The 15,664-nt window shown below is 66.7% G+C and carries 16 protein-coding genes and 1 tRNA gene; 16 read left to right on the plus strand and 1 reads right to left on the minus strand.

Annotated elements, in window-relative coordinates:
* The first annotated feature begins 56 nt into the window (after window positions 1-56).
* The 10 genes from ACS5PM_RS12130 to ACS5PM_RS12175 all read left to right on the plus strand — a co-directional run bounded on the left by ACS5PM_RS12130 (window position 57) and on the right by ACS5PM_RS12175 (window position 8,735).
* Window positions 57-962 carry an AAA family ATPase gene (locus tag ACS5PM_RS12130; protein ID WP_439387889.1) on the plus strand — a complete coding sequence of 302 codons (906 nt, stop codon included), beginning with the start codon at window positions 57-59 and terminating at the stop codon, window positions 960-962.
* Complete coding sequence (locus ACS5PM_RS12135; protein WP_439387890.1) at window positions 959-1,435, plus strand: CBASS system Cap8 protein; 477 nt, start codon at window positions 959-961, stop codon at window positions 1,433-1,435. Before ACS5PM_RS12130 ends, ACS5PM_RS12135 begins: the two co-directional genes overlap by 4 nt.
* A complete protein-coding gene (locus ACS5PM_RS12140) occupies window positions 1,432-1,932 on the plus strand; it encodes an HORMA domain containing protein (RefSeq protein WP_439387891.1) in 501 nt (166 codons plus the stop codon). The genes ACS5PM_RS12135 and ACS5PM_RS12140 overlap by 4 nt, the downstream gene beginning before the upstream one ends.
* Window positions 1,932-2,831, plus strand: coding sequence for a CBASS oligonucleotide cyclase (locus ACS5PM_RS12145; RefSeq protein WP_439387892.1), 900 nt, complete (start codon window positions 1,932-1,934; stop codon window positions 2,829-2,831). The genes ACS5PM_RS12140 and ACS5PM_RS12145 overlap by 1 nt, the downstream gene beginning before the upstream one ends.
* A gap of 22 nt (window positions 2,832-2,853) precedes the next feature.
* Complete coding sequence (locus ACS5PM_RS12150; RefSeq protein ID WP_439387893.1) at window positions 2,854-4,404, plus strand: SAVED domain-containing protein; 1,551 nt, start codon at window positions 2,854-2,856, stop codon at window positions 4,402-4,404.
* Between the two features lie 8 nt (window positions 4,405-4,412).
* The gene (locus ACS5PM_RS12155; protein ID WP_439387894.1) at window positions 4,413-4,943 is read left to right on the plus strand and encodes a hypothetical protein; all 531 of its coding nucleotides are present in this window, start codon (window positions 4,413-4,415) and stop codon (window positions 4,941-4,943) included.
* Between the two features lie 204 nt (window positions 4,944-5,147).
* Window positions 5,148-5,223 (plus strand) — tRNA-Ile (locus tag ACS5PM_RS12160).
* A 725-nt stretch (window positions 5,224-5,948) separates the two neighbouring features.
* Complete coding sequence (locus ACS5PM_RS12165) at window positions 5,949-6,542, plus strand: RNA polymerase sigma factor (protein WP_439387895.1); 594 nt, start codon at window positions 5,949-5,951, stop codon at window positions 6,540-6,542.
* A complete protein-coding gene (locus ACS5PM_RS12170; RefSeq protein ID WP_439387896.1) occupies window positions 6,526-7,194 on the plus strand; it encodes an NrsF family protein in 669 nt (222 codons plus the stop codon). Before ACS5PM_RS12165 ends, ACS5PM_RS12170 begins: the two co-directional genes overlap by 17 nt.
* A gap of 236 nt (window positions 7,195-7,430) precedes the next feature.
* Window positions 7,431-8,735: a lactonase family protein gene (locus ACS5PM_RS12175; RefSeq protein WP_439387897.1), complete on the plus strand. Its 1,305-nt coding sequence runs from the start codon at window positions 7,431-7,433 to the stop codon at window positions 8,733-8,735.
* Window positions 8,736-8,872: 137 nt separating this feature from the next.
* On the opposite strand, the gene ACS5PM_RS12180 is transcribed toward ACS5PM_RS12175, so the two are convergent.
* Complete coding sequence (locus tag ACS5PM_RS12180; RefSeq protein WP_439387898.1) at window positions 8,873-9,748, minus strand: LysR family transcriptional regulator; 876 nt, start codon at window positions 9,746-9,748, stop codon at window positions 8,873-8,875.
* Between the two features lie 134 nt (window positions 9,749-9,882).
* Here ACS5PM_RS12180 and ACS5PM_RS12185 point away from each other — a divergent pair, with 134 nt between their 5' ends.
* The 6 genes from ACS5PM_RS12185 to ACS5PM_RS12210 all read left to right on the plus strand — a co-directional run bounded on the left by ACS5PM_RS12185 (window position 9,883) and on the right by ACS5PM_RS12210 (window position 15,650).
* Entirely contained in the window at window positions 9,883-11,199 is a 1,317-nt protein-coding gene (locus tag ACS5PM_RS12185) for an NAD(P)/FAD-dependent oxidoreductase (RefSeq protein WP_439387899.1), read from the plus strand.
* A 9-nt stretch (window positions 11,200-11,208) separates the two neighbouring features.
* Window positions 11,209-11,991 (plus strand): 3-hydroxybutyrate dehydrogenase, encoded by a 783-nt coding sequence (locus tag ACS5PM_RS12190; RefSeq protein WP_439387900.1) that lies wholly within the window; start codon window positions 11,209-11,211, stop codon window positions 11,989-11,991.
* 56 nt (window positions 11,992-12,047) lie between these two features.
* Window positions 12,048-12,557, plus strand: a complete 510-nt coding sequence (locus ACS5PM_RS12195) for a cupin domain-containing protein (RefSeq protein ID WP_439387901.1) — start codon at window positions 12,048-12,050, stop codon at window positions 12,555-12,557.
* A gap of 52 nt (window positions 12,558-12,609) precedes the next feature.
* Complete coding sequence (locus tag ACS5PM_RS12200) at window positions 12,610-13,761, plus strand: patatin-like phospholipase family protein (RefSeq protein WP_439387902.1); 1,152 nt, start codon at window positions 12,610-12,612, stop codon at window positions 13,759-13,761.
* A 55-nt stretch (window positions 13,762-13,816) separates the two neighbouring features.
* Entirely contained in the window at window positions 13,817-14,770 is a 954-nt protein-coding gene (locus tag ACS5PM_RS12205; protein ID WP_439387903.1) for a YeeE/YedE thiosulfate transporter family protein, read from the plus strand.
* A 121-nt stretch (window positions 14,771-14,891) separates the two neighbouring features.
* Complete coding sequence (locus ACS5PM_RS12210; protein ID WP_439387904.1) at window positions 14,892-15,650, plus strand: hypothetical protein; 759 nt, start codon at window positions 14,892-14,894, stop codon at window positions 15,648-15,650.
* Window positions 15,651-15,664: the final 14 nt, after the last annotated feature.

Raw genomic sequence — 15,664 nt, forward strand, 5'->3', positions numbered from 1 at the left:
GTGGTGACCAAAATGATCATGTACGATGGCGACTCGTATCAGCACTAGTGTCACCGATGTCATCCAGCCGCGCCGAGCTTCCCAAAGGGGTTCACCGCCACATCAAGCTGCCCGACGCGGCGCTGAGCGACCTGTGGGGTTCCATCGTCGTCGACAAGAAGATGAAGGACCAGCTGCTGGCCCAGGCGGTGGTGAACTTCACCGTCCGCCCGAAGGTCTCGCGCAGCGTCCTGCCGCTGCACGGGACGATCTTGCTCGTGGGCCTGCCCGGGACGGGTAAGACATCGCTTGCGAAGGGGCTGGCCAGCGAGACCGCCAAGGTGTTCAACAAGAGCGGGTTCGCCCTGCTGGAGATCGATCCCCACGCGCTCGGCAGTGCCATGATGGGCAAGACCCAGAAGGCGGTGTCCGACCTGTTCTCACAGACCATCGCCGAAGCCGCCCTGGCCGGCCCGACCATCGTGCTGCTCGACGAGGTGGAGACGCTCGCCGCTGACCGCAGCAAGCTGAGTCTGCAGGCGAACCCGGTCGACGTTCATCGGGCAACCGACGCGGTGTTGGTGCAGTTGGACGCGCTGGCGGAAACCCATCACAACCTGCTGTTCATCGCGACGAGCAACTTCCCGCAAGCGGTCGACTCGGCGTTCACATCCCGCTGCGACCTCGTGCTGGAGGTCCCGCTGCCAGCGCGCGACGCCTGCGCCGAGATTCTCACCGCCTGCCTGGAGGGCTTGGCGCAGACGTACCGGCCGATTGGCGACTTGACCGGCGGACCGGGGTTCGCTGCCATCGTTGACGAGCTGGTCGGGCTGGACGGCCGCGCCATCCGCAAGGCGGTGGCCAGCGCGCTGACGGTGCGCAAGGAGGTTGCACTGGATCCGGGCAAGCTGAAGGAAGCGGACCTGCTGGCCGCTGCGGCCGCGGCGAAAGCGGCCCGGGCCATCAAGGGGATGTCGGCATGAGCACCGTTGTCAGCCGGATTGTCCGAAGCTCGCCGCATCGCGATACCACCGCGACGTGGGATGTCATCGTCGACTTGCTCACGCAGGGCAAGCAGGGCGCGGCGCGAGACGAGTTGATGGCGGTCGCCGGCGTGGCCAGCGCGGTCATCGCCGAGCGCGCACCGGCTGGTGCCGCCATCGTCGCGACGTGCGACGGGCCCCGCACGCGCATCTACTGCCTCTATGACGATGACGCGATCGAGGGGTCGGATGCGAAGGAGGATCCGCTGGGCTACGAAGCGCTGAAAGGCGACTGGGCGGTCTCGCTGCCCTGCGCGGCGGACGACCTGGTCTGGGTGCAGCGTGCGCTGAAGGCCAAGAGCACGAGGATCACCGCGCGAGACCAGTCATCCAAGCTGGGCGACAACGCCGACACCGGCAAGAAGGCCGAGAGCGGCCTGTCCATCGACGTCGAAAGCTTTCTGAAATCATGAGCGCCGTAGCCGTCTACTCCTACACCCAGTCGGTCGTCTACGTCGCCGACAACGTGCTCAAGAGCCTGAAGGACATCATCCGGCTCAGTGGCCTGGACCCCACCAAGCTCGTCGGCGACTGGGCGGTGCTCCTGCGCGGCATCAGCGCGTGGATCGAGTCCCGGCACCTGGAGACCGTCACCCTCGAGATCTTCGATCCGAAAACAGACAAGCTCATCACCCGCTGGGACGTCGCCGTCGTCTACACGTGGGACATCTCCGCCGGCACGTTCTGGACCGACACCGAGCAGTTGAAGTTCGCGATCAAGAAGGCGGGGCTCGTGCCGGCACAGGCCGACTACCGCGTGGTCGTGCGCAACAAGGACGGGCGCCCCAACGTCGACGGCTGGAGCAGCTGCAACCTGCGGTCGACCGACGGCATGGTGCGGCAGAGCCTCGGAACAACGGTCGAGCACAACGGCTTGAGCGCAAACACGGCGTACTGGAGGAAAGCCTGATGCTGACCATCGACGAGGCCTTTCGCAAGTTCAAATCGCGGCTCGAGCTCAACGAGCGCGAGCAGAAGAATGCGGTCGAGCGGCATACCGAGGTGCGGGAGTACATCCGCACCAAGTTTGCGATCGAGCGTGACTTCCTCACCGGCTCGTACAAGCGGCACACGAAGACCAAGCCGCTGAAGGACATCGACATCTTCTTCGAGATGAAGCAGGTCGAGCGGCACTACCGCGACAAGGCCGCCGGCGTTGTTCTCGACGACTACAAGAAGGCGCTGGTCGACAAGTACGGCGAGAAGGCAGTCCGTCGGCAAAGCCGATCGATCAACGTCGACTTCGGCGTCGATGTCAAAGAGGAAGACAAGACCGATTACAAGATCCTGAGCGTGGACGTCGTGCCCGCTTTTGCGAGCGGCGACGACTACGAAATCCCCGACGGCGACACCGGCAAGTGGATCAAGACCAATCCCGAAACCCACGCCGAAAAGGCCATCAAGGCGCACCAGGCCTACGGCAACGAGTGGAAGGGGCTGGTGCGGATGGTCAAATACTGGAACAACAACAAGAAGCACGGGGAAAAGCCCATCAAGCCGTCCTTCTTGATCGAGGTGATGGCACTCCAGTGCCTGTACGGTGGCTGGAGTGGACAGTTCGATCGCGAGATCCAGTCGCTGTTCGCCACGCTCGCGGATCGTGTCGGCGAAACGTGGGCGGATCCTGCGGGCCTCGGCCCGCCGATCAGCGCGTCGATGGACGCAAATCGCATTGCCACCGCCAAGCGGGCCTTGGACGAGGCAGCCCGGCAGGCCGGGATCGCGATAAACCATGCGCGGCAAGGTCGCAACGGCGAGGCGCTGCGCGCATGGCGGGAACTCTTCGGCCCGATGTTCCCGCTGAGCTGAGCCGCGGGGACGAGGCATCAGGATGACGCAGGCGGTTGTCACTCGGCGCGATGGCGACGTCTTCCAGGCGCGCGTGTTCTGGCTGAAAGCGGCGCGCCTTCTCGACGCGGAAGGAAACGTCACGCGAGTGGGGTTCGAGTCCGGACCGCGAGGATTCGACGATGTCTGGGTGGAGTACGACCCGCCGCGCGCGCCGAAGAACCAGTTCGGCGACGCGATGCTCGTCGAGCGTCTGCAGTGCAAGTGGCACGCCACCGGAGGCAACTACACGTACCAGGACCTGACGCGGCCCGCGTTCATCAACGCCGAGAAGACCTCGATGCTGCAGCGCGCGTATGAAGCGCTCAAGCACGACCGCCAGGAAGGCAGGGGATCCCGCCTCGCGCTGGTCACGAACCATCGCACCGATGCCGAAGATCCGCTGCATGGTCTGGTGCGGATGAAGTCGTTCACGTTGAACATCGACGAGCTGTTCAAAGGGTCGACCGCGCGCAGTGCCACATTCCGGATCCGCCGCGACTGGATGAACCACCTTGGTGTCGATGAATCGGAACTGCGTGCCCTGTGCGTGAGTCTTGGCCTGATGCACACCAGTGAATCGCTGGACATGCTGCGAGATCGCCTGGACGACGCTTGCCGCTTGGCCGGCCTGGTTCGGCCGGATCCACGTTCCAGCGCCACGATCTACGACGGCAACATCTTTGAGTGGGTGGGCCAGCGGCGGATGGCCTTCGACCGCAAGACGTTCCGGGAGAAGTGCGGCGATGAAGGGCTTATCGCCGAAACCACGACATCCAACCGCATGTACGGGATCAAGACGTTCGAGCATGCGTTGGATCGACTCGAAGACCGCTGCCACGACGTGCTGAACATGGTCCCGGAGTTCGACGAGCGTTTCGTTCGCGACACCGATGCTTGGAAGGCATCCCTGCAACCTCAGCTGAGAGCTTTCTTGCTGCAGCTGCCGACGATCGACGGCAGATTGCGGTTGGCCATCGACGCACACGCCACCTTGGCCTTCGCCGCCGGTGCGGTGCTGGACACCAAGTCGGCACGCGTCGTCGAGATCGTGCAGCGTTCGCCGAAGCCCGTCGTCTGGGCGCCCGATGACGGGGCTGCCTTGCCGTCCTGGCCCTCATGGGAGTTCGAAGAGGTCGTGTTGTCGCCGGACGGGCAGGGGACCGCCTGCGCGGTGAGCATCACGCGCGATACCGAGCCGATGGTGCGCCTCTACGTCAAGCAGAACCTGCCTGGCGTTCGACGACTTCTGATCGCGAAGTTGAACGTTCAAAGCGGTCAAAACGTTGTCGCCTCCGGGGCGCATGCGAACCAGCTTGCCGAGGGCCTGGCCGAACGACTGAAGCGAGATCGCGAGGTGGACCCGACGCTGCTGATGGAGCGCATCCACCTTTTCGTGTCCGCACCGAATGCGTTCACCTTCTTCCTGGGACGGCATGTTCAGGTGCTCAAGCCCGTGACGCTTTACGAGTTTGACTTTGGCCGCGACCGAAGCGGCTCATATGAGCCTTCCCTGTCATATCCCGACGTCGTCGGCGACGTCCGAGCTTCGTAGCCGGGCGTTTGAGCTCCGCCGACATGCTCCTCGGGCACGCCGCCAAGCCCGAAGCCGAGCACCTGAAATACGCGACCGCCAGGAAGGTTTTCCACGCAGAACGCTTCTACGCAGAGAATGGCGCCATGGCCCACAACCCTGCGCCTGATCCCGAGCCTGGCGACTCACGCTTGGCAGTCGCCGAAGGCAAGCTGCAAGTGCCGGACTGCATCGTCGAGCACGGCGCAGAAGTCGCGTGCCTGTTCGCCGGCCAGGAGCCCGAGCTGCCGGCGTTTCTCGACGAGTTCCCGGAAGGCGCGCCATTGCCCATGTATGTCAACTCGCCGCGGACGCCGTCACTGCACGGCTTGATCGTGCGCGATCCCGCGCGGGGTATGTACGTGGGCTCCGTGGTGGGCTTCCCGCACGTGGAAGTCGAGGGTTTGCTGCTGGACGATGTACAGGCCAAGCTCGAGGTGCTGGTAGCCTCCGGCGAAATCAAGCCCACGGTGGAATTCGTGGCGGTCTTGCCGCTGGATCCAAGGGCTTGGCGACGATAGTTGATCGTCTGCTGCTAACGCTGACAGCTCACATCGCAAAGCAGTTCGTGCGGCATTGCCGGAGCCTTCGCCTCGAAGCACGCCGCTGACCAACTGCATGCTCCTGCATCCCTTACGATGTTCGCGCATGTTAACCGCCGCCCACTACCTCCTCATACGCGCCGCTTGAAGCGCGTGCCGCCGGCGTCGGCGCGTCCGCGACTCGCGGGCGTAGCTCAACGGTCAGAGCGGCCTCCTTATAAGGGGTTTGACCCGGGTTCGACTCCCGGCGTCCGCACCACCTGCAGTTCAACGTGGTCGCATGCCGCAACCTGTGCGGCTTGGACAGCCGAGGCGACCACGGCGTCATTGGCCACATGACGCCGTGCCGTCGAGGTCGGATGTCGTTTTGGCCCGACACGATGAGCCTTCAACGGCGGACGGTGCGACACCACGTGCCGTTCGCGGATAACGGAACGACGGCAAGTCCCGTCACGGGACACCGCAGCGACGCAAAGTGCCGTCATCGGCATACGGATGCGACATTAAGTACCGGCGCCGAAGAACTTGGTCGAATTTCGGCCGCGAAAGGGGCATCCAAGGCCGTTCAAAAGGGGAATCCGTCTCCCGCTGACGGTACTTGGCTTCGCGTGCCGTAACTAAACGTCTCAGCGCGAAGACGCTGCGCGACGCGATGTCCCGGCAAAGTTGTCGGCGGATGGGTTCGCGGAGGGCGAAAACGCTTAAAACTTGAGCAAATCGCGACACCAGGCGCACTGCGCTGAGAACGAAGGCCACAAAAGAGCCTTGGTGTCGCATCCAAAGGGCCGAAACGTAGGGATTTCGTGTCGGACAACTAAGCAGCTCGTCGGATCCACAAGAACATCGTGTCGCCGGTCGTCATTTGACATAATATACATTGTCGCGTATCGATGACCATCGCTGGATCTCTCCCTGTTCGCCGCGTGACGCATTGGGCACGTCAATTGCTGAATGGCGGCCCCAGTCTGGGGCCAGGAGTGTTCCATGTCGCAAGCGATGGCTGATGCGCTACGACGCCGACTAGCGCAGCGTGCCCAGGCCGGCGACAAGCGGGCGTACGAAACCCTATTGCGGCAGTCGATGGTGCTGTCACGCCGAACTGCCCGTCGCTTCGGCGCGCCGCCGGAAGTCCTGGATGACATCGTCCAGGAAACATTGATCAGCGTGCACGCCGCGTTGCACACCTTCGATGCCAACCGCTCCTACGACGCCTGGTTGGCGGCCATCTGCCGTCGGCGGTCGGCCGACGCGTTGCGCAGTTTGATGCGTCTGGGTCGCTGCGAGGTTCATGCCCCAGTGGCCTATGAGAGTTTCTCGGACGACGAGGCAGATCCGGCCCACCTGCATACGCGCCGCGTCGATCGGCGGCGGTTGGAGCTTGCATTGAGCCAACTGCCTCCCGCGCAGCGCGACGCCGCCTGGCGTATCTTCATGGCCGAGGAACCGGCCTTCGACGCGGGAAAGGCTTCCGGCCGCAGCGCCGGGGCCGTCCGGGTCAACCTGTCACGCGCCCTGCGCGCCCTTCGCGTTCTGCTGGTCTCCCCATCTTCGAAAGGTGTGCTTGAGCCAAGATCCTGAAGCGACGCTGGCGCGGCTGGTGCAGTCATTGCGGCCCGTGGTGCCGCTGCGACCGCCCTGGCAGCGTGCCCTCGTCTGGCTGGCCACGGCCGGCCTCATGGGCCTCATGTCGTGCGCGCTGGGCCATAACGAGTCGCTGGGTGTTCCAGGCAAGGGAAACCTGTGGCATTGGGCGGCCGTCTTGTCGGCCGCGACCACCGCCATCGCCGCGGCCCTGGCGCTGTTCGCGGTCAGCGTACCGGGCCACACGCCCGCCTGGTGGTTCGTGCCCGTCCTGCCAATGGTGTGTTGGATGGTCGCCGGCGTGGGCACATGGGCGGCGCCGGCGGCCGCTCAAATCCCTGCATGGGGGGCGGCAGCCTCCGAGGTGGTCCAGTGCCTCGGCTACCTGGTGGGCATGTCTGCCGTGCTCATGGCACTCGCGATCTGGATGCTACGCCGTGGCTGGGCGCTGCGTCCCTTCGCCACGGCTGCACTGGGAGGCCTTGCCAGTGCGGCCGCAGCCTGCGCGATGCTCGGCGTGGCGCACCCGCACGCAGGCACGATGCTGGACCTGGCGGGGCATCTGGGGGCTGTATTCGCCGCCGTGACGGTCGGCGCCAGCCTCGGGCGTCTCCTTCCTGACGTCGGGGAGATTCCTCCGCCGAGGTAACGCCAGCGGGTCCAGCCGCGAAATGCCTTCCAACGGCGATTCGTCTGGAAGGATCAATGATGGCTCTGCGGGGTTGGCTCGCGGTGAAATCGTGCGCCCTGGCGTGGACTCTCGGACCGAAGGCCAAGGCCGAATCGGCATGGAGAAAGACACCAAGCGCGCCCGCGGCCACGTTGGGCGAGATGTCGGTGCAACCACGTCGTCATCGAGTTTCGGACGCGTGGGACCCAGGCCACGTGGACGACATCTGCTCCCTGGCCGCCAGGACGGTGGCCTTTCGTTGGAACGGCACCGAATGCGTGGCCGGAAGGCAGAGGCTGCGCGCCCGGCCTCGCGAACGCGAGGGCAAGGTACCGGAGGTCACCTGCTCGATTGCTGGGCATCACAAGGGAGGTCTTCTTTCTTTTCTCACCCAAGGAGTCCACATGACTTTCTCAAGACGCACTCTCATTGGCGGCATCGTGGCCGCGAGCATCGGACTGGGGTTTGCATCCGCCGCCCTGGCCGGCCTGCGTTCCGGCATGGTCTTCACCAGCAGCAACGACCCCGCCGGCAATGAACTGCTGGTCTATGCGCGCGGCGACGACGGTGGCCTCGTGCTGGCCACTCGCATGGCGACTGGGGGCCTGGGCACGGGTGCGGGCCTCGGCTCACAAGGAGCCGTGACACTCAGCCGCGACGGCGCGCACGTCTTCGTCGTCAATGCCGGGGACGACAGCGTCTCGACCTTCGCGCTCGAGGGAGCCGATCTGGTCTGGAAGTCGAAGGTTCCCTCCCACGGCATGCACCCGATCAGCGTCACCGAGCACCACGGCCGCGTCTATGTGCTCAACGATGGTGGCGACGGCAACGTGGCGGGCTTCCGCAACGACCACGGCATGCTGCAGCCCTTGGCGGATGGCATCCGTGGCCTTTCGCAAGCGGGTGGCACGATGCCGGCGCAGGTCAGCTTCAGCACCGACGGCGACGCGCTCGTCGTCACGGAGAAGGCCACCAATCGGCTGACCAGTTACCGCGTGCGCGATGACTTCAGCTTGCGCCAACCATTGGTGACCGCCTCTCCCGGCATGACGCCCTTCGGGTTCGCATTCAACGCGCGAAACCGTTTGATCGTGTCGGAGGCGGCCGGCGGCGCTCCAGGTGCCAGCAGTGTGTCGTCCTACCGTTTCAGCAACGTGGATCCACAGTTGCCACAAGTGGTCAGCGCGGCGGTGCCGAGCGCGCAGACGGCGGCCTGCTGGGTCGCGGTAACGCCCGGGGGCCATTTCGCCTATATCGCCAACACAGGCAGCAGCAACGTCAGCAGCTATCACGTTGCGCCCGATGGATCGCTCAGCCTGCAGGAAGCCGTCGCTGGAACAACGGGCGAGGGTTCGGCACCAGCTGACCTCGTGGTCTCGGCCGACGGTCACCACCTCTACGTGCGCAATGGCACGACGGGCACGATCTCGTCCTTCAAGGTGCGCGACGATGGGACGCTGGCGCAACGCCCGCTCACCGCGGGCCTTTCGCCGAACGCGGCAGGCTTGGCAGCCAATTAGGCGATCGACAGGTGGGCAACGCGAGCTTCTTTGTTTCGCCGGTTTGGCTCTGTAGATCGACCGGCTGGTCGGCTAGGGGTTCGCTCCGTGTCCCCGACAGCTGAGCTCGCAAGCTACGCCTCGATCGTGACACCGTCTCACCGCGGCCACGCATAGCCGCACAACGAGTCGATCACCGCCTGCTGGGCCGCGCCCACCGGTCGCTCGGCCTGCACCAGCAGCTTGACCTCGCGGACGATGGGACAGTCTGCCGTGCGCACATGGGCCAGGCCGGCCGCGTCGGCGATCGATTGGGGCATGAATGCCACGCCGAAGTTGGAGCGCACGAAGGCCTGGATCCAGTCTTCGCGGTGCGACTGCTGCACCACCTCCAGCCGCACGTTGCGCTCCTCGAGCAGGCGTTCGATGTAGCTCGAGAACTCGCAGTACGTGCGTTCGCAGTAGCGCTCCCGGTCCAGTTCGGCCATCTCGATCGTCGGGCGTCCGCCGAAGCGGTGGTCGTCGCCTATGGCGACGACGTAGTCCTCTCGGAACAGCGGCGTGGCCTTGAAGCGGCGCGGCGTGTCGTGGGGCGAGCACATGATGCCCAGGTCGACCTCGCCGCGGTCCAGCTCGTCGGTCAGGGCCTCCAGGTTGCCCTCGCGAAACACCAGCTCGATCGCGTGCCGGTCCTGGCTTTCGATGAAGCCGGGCAGCACCTGGTGGAAGTCGATCGTGCACATCACGCCCACGCGAACCACTTCCTGCTGCTGTCGAGTCAGGCGTCGCGCCTGCTCCCGTGCGGCCTGCGCCGTGTCGAAGATCTGGCGGAAGTTCGGCAGCATGGCGTGGCCCAGTTCTGTCAACTGGACCGAACTCTTGGTGCGGTCGAACAGGCGGCCGCCGATGGCCTCTTCGAGCCGCTGGATTGCCTTGGTCAAGGCCGGCTGCGACACGAACGAGCGCTCCGAGGCCCGGGTGAAGCTCAGCGTCTCGGCCACGGCCAGGAAGTAGCGGATCTGGTAGAGCTCCATCCGCGGCAGTCGCGCATCGGTCCCGCGGCCTTACACCCGAAGCGATAACCACCGCACATGGCCCGATGAAATCATGCGATTTCACGGACCGGGCGACGCTCCAGACACTGGCGGCCATTGCAGACCAAACCGCCATGACCACCCTGCCCACCCCGCTTCGCACCATCGCCATCGTAGGCGGCGGCTTTGCCGGCACCACGCTGGCCCAGGCCCTGTCCGGGCGCCTGCCGTCCGGCTGGCAGCTGCTGCTGATCAGCGAAGAGAGCTACACCACCTTCAACCCCATGCTGCCCGAGGTGGTGGGCGCAGGTGTCTTCCCCGAGCACGTGGTGGCGCCGATCCGCGAGATGCTTCCCGGCGTCCGTTTCGTGATGGGGACTGTGCGCTCGGTCGACACCGAAGCGCGCCTCCTGGTCTGCGACACCCTGGCCGGCCCGATCGAGTTCGCCTGCGACCAGTTGGTGCTGGCGGTCGGCCAACGCGCCCGGCTCGACCTGATGCCCGGCATGGCCGAGCACGCACTGCCCTTGAAGCTGGTAGGCGACGCCATGCACATCCGCAACCGCGTTCTGCAGGCGCTGGCGCGCATCGAACTCGCCTGCGACCCTGCAGAGCGCCGGGCGTTGGGGCATGTCGTGGTGGTCGGCGGCGGCTTCTCCGGCGTCGAGGTGGCCGGCGCGATCGCGGACTTCCTGCGCAGCGCCAGCCGACACTATCCGAAGGCCCGTGAAGCCGGCCTGGTGGTCAGCCTGCTGCACGACGGCGAGCGCCTGCTGCCGGAGCTGCCCGCCGCGCTGGGCCACGCCGCCGCGCGCTCGCTGCTGAAGCGGGGGGTTCAGGTTCGCTGTGGTGCCGGGGTGGCGAGGGTCAAGGTCGAGGGCGTCGAGCTGGCCACCGGCGAGTGCCTGGCCAGCGCCACCGTGGTCTGCACGGTGGGAACGCAGCCGAATCCGCTGGTAGCGCGGCTGGCGCTGCCCACGGTGCGCGGCCGCATTGCCACGCAGGCCGACGGCCGCGTCGATGGCGTCCCGGATCTATGGGCGCTGGGCGACTGCGCAGCGCTGCCTAACGCGATCGATGGTCGCATCTGCCCACCAACGGCGCAATTCGCCGTCGCCCAGGCCCGCCGTCTGGCCGACAACCTTCTGCGCGTGCTGCAGGGGCGCCCCACCCGGCCGTTTGCCTACGCCGCTCGCGGAATGATGGCCACCACCGGCCATCTCAAGGGCGTGGCCCAAGTCTTCGGCCTGGCCCTGACCGGCCTGCCCGCCTGGCTGCTGTGGCGCGGCTACTACCTGCTGCGCATGCCCACGCCGGGCCGGAAGCTGCGCATCTGGGTCGAGTGGACCTGGGGCTTGTTCTTCCCGCTCGACATCACGCACCTGCGCTTCACCCGCACCGTCGAGGCCGATCGCAGCCCAGTCCCCTCCCCCTCCTCACCCCGTCCCTAGGAGAACCTCATGTTCATCGGCAAGACCGCGCTGGTCACCGGCTCCACCTCCGGCATTGGCCTCGGCATCGCACGAACGCTGGCCGCGCGAGGCGCCAACGTCGTCCTCAACGGTTTCGGAGATGGCCGCGAGATCGAGCGCCTGCGCCACGAGCTGAGCGAGATGCACGACGTGCAGGTGCGCCACGACGGCGCCGACATGAGCCAACCCGAGCAGATCGAACGCATGATGGGCACCGCCATCGCCGAATTCGGCGCGGTCGACCTCCTGGTCAACAACGCAGGCATCCAGCACGTGGCGCCGGTCGACGAGTTCCCGGTCGACAAGTGGTACGCCATCCTGGCGATCAACCTGAGCGCCAGCTTCCATACCGTGCGGCTGGCCGTGCCGGCGATGAAGCGCAAGGGTTGGGGCCGGATCGTGAACGTCGCGTCGGCGCATGCCCTGGTGGCCAGCAAGTACAAGTCGGCCTACGTGGCCGCCAAGCACGGCGTGGCAGGCTTCACCAAGGCCGTCGCGCTCGAGCTGGCAGAAGCCGGCATCACCGTCAACGCGGTCTGCCCCGGCTATGTGCTGACCCCGCTGGTCGAGCAACAGATCCCCGACACCGCGCGGGCCCGCGGCATCACCGAGCAGGAAGTGATCCGCGACGTGCTGCTCGCCGCTCAGCCGACCAGGCAGTTCGTCACCGTCGAACAGGTGGCCGCGCTGACTGCGTTCCTGTGTTCCGACGATGCCGCGTCCATCACCGGCGCCGTGCTGCCCATCGAAGGCGGCTGGACGGCGCAGTGACTCCCGGCCCGCCCCCGGTGCCCATCGATTCCCACCTCACCTCTCAGGAGAAACCCATGAAGAACCGCTCGATCATCCGCACCCGCTCGTCCCGCTGGGCCCGTGTCGTCGCCGCGCTGGCGGCGATGGCAGCCTCGCTCGCTGCTGCCAACGCCCAGGCCGGCGAATGCCCTCCCAACCAGGCGATGCCCAATGCCCTGGCCGGCGCCGCCACGATGCCGATGGGCGTCGTCGACACCGAGCTGTCGGCGATCGATCTGGCGAAAGAGAACGTGCATCTCGACAACCGCCGGCTTCGCCTGCGCCACATGACCATCGCCCCCGGCGGTGTCGTGCCCTTCCACAGCCACGAAGACCGGCCGGCGCTGATCATGATCGACAGCGGCGAGATCTACGAGCACTCGAGCAAGTGCGCGGTCCCCATCCTGCACAAGGCGGGCGACATCTCGCGCGAGTTCCTGGGCACCAGGCACTGGTGGAAGAACAGCGGCAGCCAGGCCGTCGAGCTGACCATCGCCGACATCGTCAACGACGGCCAGCCCGCCACGATGATGGAGCACATGTAAGCCGGGCCGCGCTTCGACCGACGCAACAGAACGCCGCCTGCCGGGAAACACCATGCCTTCCAATCGACCTTCCAAGAAGACAGCGGCCTCGTCGCCTGCCAATGGCCATGACCTGCCCGGCCAGGTGGTGCTGGTGCTGCAAGGCGGCGGCGCCCTGGGCGCCTACCAGGTCGGCGTGTACGAGGCGCTGCACGAAGCCGGCATAGAGCCCGACTGGGTCATCGGCACGTCCATAGGCGCCATCAACGCCGCACTGATCGCCGGCAACCCGTGCGAGCAGCGGCTGCAGCGGCTGAACGCGTTCTGGGGCCACGTGGAGCAGCAGTCCCGCCTGGCCGGTCCCCTGGACTGGCTCGGCATGGGCAACCTGCTGGCGAACATGACGACCGTGATGCGCGGCATCCCGGCCTTCTTCGAGCCCAACCTGGGCGCGCTGCGAGGCACGCAGGCCCCGCTGGGCGTCGACCAGGCGGCCTACTACAGCACCGAGCCGCTGCGCCGCACGCTGCGCGAGCTGGTCGATTTCGGGCAGCTGCAGCAAGGCGGGATGCGCTTGACGGTCGGAGCGGTCAACGTCTGCAGCGGCCACATGCGCTACTTCGACACCCGCCAGGAGACGGTCGGGCTGGAGCACATCATGGCCTCGGGCGCGTTGCCGCCGGCGTTCCCGGCAGTACGCATCGACGGCGAGGCGTATTGGGACGGAGGCCTGTACTCGAACACGCCCATCGAGGCCGTGCTCGACGACAACCCGCGGCGCGATGCGCTGATCTTCGCCGTCAATGTCTGGCACCAGACCGCGCCGCAACCCGAGTCGATCTGGCAGGTGATGGGGCGGCAGAAGGACATCCAGTACGCCAGCCGGGCGGACAGCCACATCGCACGCCAGAAGCAGATCCACCGCCTGCGCCATGTGATCCGCGAGATGCACAGGCTGATGCCTGCCGGCAGGCAGCAGGAGGCCACCGACCTGGCCGCGTGGGGCTGCGGCACGACGATGCACGTGGCCCACCTGGTCGCGCCTCGCATCGAGGGCGAGGACCACACCAAGGACATCGACTTCACTTCTGCCGGCGTGCACGCGCGCCGCTCGGCTGGCCTGGTCGACGCCCGCCGCATGATCGAGCGGGCGCCGTGGCGCGCGCCGGTCGACCCCATCGAAGGCGTGATCGAGCACAGCCTCGACAGCCCGCAGCCGGCATGAGTGCCGCCGCTCCTTCGCTCTCGAAGGCACGGGCCACTGGCCCGAGGGTGAACCGGTGAGCCCGGGGCAGTGGCTGCTGGCGCTTGCCGCCGGTGCCTGCGCGGCACTCATGGGCGCGGCGATCCAGCGCGGCGCCACCTGCACGGTGGCCGCCGTCCATGAACTGATGGACCAGGGCCGCGGCACACGCCTGCGCAGCCTCCTCGAAGCCTCGTTGTGGGTCGCCGGTGGTTTGCTTTTGCTGCGGGCCTTGCCACTGCCGGCGCCGACGTTGCCAGCGCCCTACGCCGTGAGTCGCTGGACGCTCCTGGGATCGGCGCTGCTGGGCCTGGGCGCCTTCGTGAACCGGGCCTGCGTCTTCGGTGCCGTGGCGCGGCTGGGAAACGGCGAATGGGCCTACCTGGCAACGCCGCCGGGCTTCTTCTTCGGATGCCTCAGCGTCGACGCCCTCTTCCGGGTACGGCCGGATCCGCTGCCAGGCGGCTCCGCCCTCTTTGCTGCACCGCTCGCGCTGGGATGGGCTTGGGCTGCCTTCGTGCTCTGGCGAGTCAGTGGCCCGTGGCGGCGCCGTGGCGGGCACCCCCGCCTGGCGTGGACACCCCATGCGGCGACCCTCTCCATCGGCCTGGCCTTTCTCGCGCTGCTGCTGCTGGAGGGGTCCTGGGCCTACACGGACGCGCTGGCCGAGCTGGCCCGTGGCATGGCGATGGGTCATGGCACGCGGCTCGGCTTGTTCGGCTGCCTGCTCGCTGGCGCGATGTGGGGTGGCTGGCGCGCCGGGCTGTGGAAGGCGCGCACACCTCGCGCGGTGGAGCTGCTGCGATGCTTCAGCGGCGGCCTGCTGATGGGCTGGGGCAGTCTGCTGATCCCCGGCGGCAACGACGGCCTGATCCTGCTGGGCCTGCCGATGCTGTGGCCCTATGCGTGGGTAGCCTTCGCCACGATGTGCTTGGTGATCGCCGCGGCCCTGTGGGCAGCGAGGCAGGTGCGGCCGGCCAGCATCGCCTGAGCCGCGGTGCCGTGCCGGTTGCGGCGCCGCGGATGTCCCCAGCCCGGATGATTGCCCCTCGCCGCCGGCGGGCGCATGATTCCCACCTTCGGCGCCCTCGTGCGCCGCGAAGGGGATCATCGTGGCCGATGCACTCGTTCGAGAGCTGAACAAGCTCGGATACCAACCCGTGTTCCTGCCGCGCAGCGGCGTGAAGCCGCCGGAGCTTTACAGCTACGTGCGCGAGTCGCAGCGCCTGGTGCGGCTCGGCGAGTTGGCCGAGGCGCTGCCCGCCGTGAAGACGTTGAAGCCCACCAAGGGCGAGCTGGGCAACATCGAGCTGCACTACACCTCGTCGAAGAAGCTGTCGGGGGCGGTCAACTTCCTGCAGGCGGCGCTGCAATGCATAGGCATCGGTGCCGTGCCCAAGCTGGACCTGCGCTTCGCCGGGGCGAATGAGTTCTCCTTTGCCTTGACCGGGCTGCACTACCTCAGCGTCGATCCCTTGAGGCTGAACCAGCTGCTCGCCGACCTGAATACGACCGGCATCCCGGCGGAGCACCTGGAGGAAGGCCGCCTGCATGTCGCCTACGAATACGCCTATGCCAGCGAGCTCCTGATGAGCCGAGGCGACAAGGCGGATTTCGAGGCCGGCGTGGAAGGCAAGGTCGGTGAGTTCATCGACCTCGGCGGCAAGGGCTCGGTGTCGGTGGCCAGCAGCAGCACCTTGAAATTCAAGGGCGCTGCGGGGGCGGAGGCGGCCTTCGCCTATAAGGCCGGGCGGCTGGTGCGCGAAGGCCGGGGCTGGGCGATGTATCCCGAGCAGGTGATGCGCGGCGGCCTGACGGAGACGAAGCAGCCCTTTGTCCCGCAACCCGCCGTCGTGCTGACGGTCGAGTGAACGCCAGGGGCCGC

Source organism: Ideonella flava, from assembly GCF_051857595.1.
Classification (GTDB): domain Bacteria; phylum Pseudomonadota; class Gammaproteobacteria; order Burkholderiales; family Burkholderiaceae_C; genus Ideonella.

Coding starts and splice junctions, on each gene's coding strand:
- ACS5PM_RS12130 (WP_439387889.1), top strand. CDS start 57: ATGTCATCCAGCCGCGCCGAGCTTCCCAAAGGGGTTCACCGCCACATC.
- ACS5PM_RS12135 (WP_439387890.1), top strand. CDS start 959: ATGAGCACCGTTGTCAGCCGGATTGTCCGAAGCTCGCCGCATCGCGAT.
- ACS5PM_RS12140 (WP_439387891.1), top strand. CDS start 1,432: ATGAGCGCCGTAGCCGTCTACTCCTACACCCAGTCGGTCGTCTACGTC.
- ACS5PM_RS12145 (WP_439387892.1), top strand. CDS start 1,932: ATGCTGACCATCGACGAGGCCTTTCGCAAGTTCAAATCGCGGCTCGAG.
- ACS5PM_RS12150 (WP_439387893.1), top strand. CDS start 2,854: ATGACGCAGGCGGTTGTCACTCGGCGCGATGGCGACGTCTTCCAGGCG.
- ACS5PM_RS12165 (WP_439387895.1), top strand. CDS start 5,949: ATGTCGCAAGCGATGGCTGATGCGCTACGACGCCGACTAGCGCAGCGT.
- ACS5PM_RS12180 (WP_439387898.1), bottom strand. CDS start 9,748: ATGGAGCTCTACCAGATCCGCTACTTCCTGGCCGTGGCCGAGACGCTG.
- ACS5PM_RS12185 (WP_439387899.1), top strand. CDS start 9,883: ATGACCACCCTGCCCACCCCGCTTCGCACCATCGCCATCGTAGGCGGC.
- ACS5PM_RS12190 (WP_439387900.1), top strand. CDS start 11,209: ATGTTCATCGGCAAGACCGCGCTGGTCACCGGCTCCACCTCCGGCATT.
- ACS5PM_RS12195 (WP_439387901.1), top strand. CDS start 12,048: ATGAAGAACCGCTCGATCATCCGCACCCGCTCGTCCCGCTGGGCCCGT.
- ACS5PM_RS12200 (WP_439387902.1), top strand. CDS start 12,610: ATGCCTTCCAATCGACCTTCCAAGAAGACAGCGGCCTCGTCGCCTGCC.